Annotated in this window: 1 protein-coding gene; it reads right to left on the reverse strand. The window is 40.7% G+C overall.

Translation table 11 applies throughout. The features are described from left to right. Positions 1–185: 185 nt before the first annotated feature. Positions 186–701, reverse strand: a 516-nt coding sequence (locus LF95_RS22520; RefSeq protein ID WP_073957456.1) for a hypothetical protein, incomplete at its 5' end; no start/stop codon positions are given.

The following is a 701-nucleotide window of genomic DNA, read 5'->3' on the forward strand; positions in this document are numbered from 1 at the left end:
ATGCGCTAAAACGGAAGTTTTATACCCCCGACAATCGCCACTCTGGCAGAAGAGAGGCCGGATGAGGCATCCCGGATACATAATTCGTACCCCATACAGCTAACTTGAATGACGTCACCGGCAAAGCCAAGAACAACAGACCAATAAATTTAATTTTACTTAATACCAGAAAAATACTATTACATTCACTTATATCGCATTGGAGGGTTAGATTTAAAGGCTCTTATCCATGATTGCCATTCATCCAAATCATCCCCAAATTCTTCATTCGATATCCACTCAAGTTTTTTTATCATTTCTTCTTTTGTGCGTGACGCCGTCATCCGCTTACTATCTTCGAAATAAGACTTGAGGCTCACCCATGAAAAACTGTATTTCCCATTCACATCAGGAGTATCGCTCACAAGAGCTGAGATCATTGCTTCCGCCTCGCGCAAAAATATTTTAATCCGGTATAATTTCGTTTCAGCATAAACCTCCTCTAAAACTTCCTCCGGAATCTTTAAAAACTCCTGATCAGAAAGACCGGAAGTAAGTTCCTGAAGCCTTTCCCTCTCCTTCTTATATAATCTATCTTTATAGTACAATTCATCTTTATCCATCCCCCAATCTCCTTTTGTAAATACGTATATACTCGTCAGAATCCTCCAAAGCTTCGTCAAGAAGATCTCGCAACCTGCGCGCCTCATCCATATTCCCAT

Source organism: Thalassospira sp. TSL5-1, assembly GCF_001907695.1.
Classification (GTDB): Bacteria; Pseudomonadota; Alphaproteobacteria; order Rhodospirillales; family Thalassospiraceae; genus Thalassospira.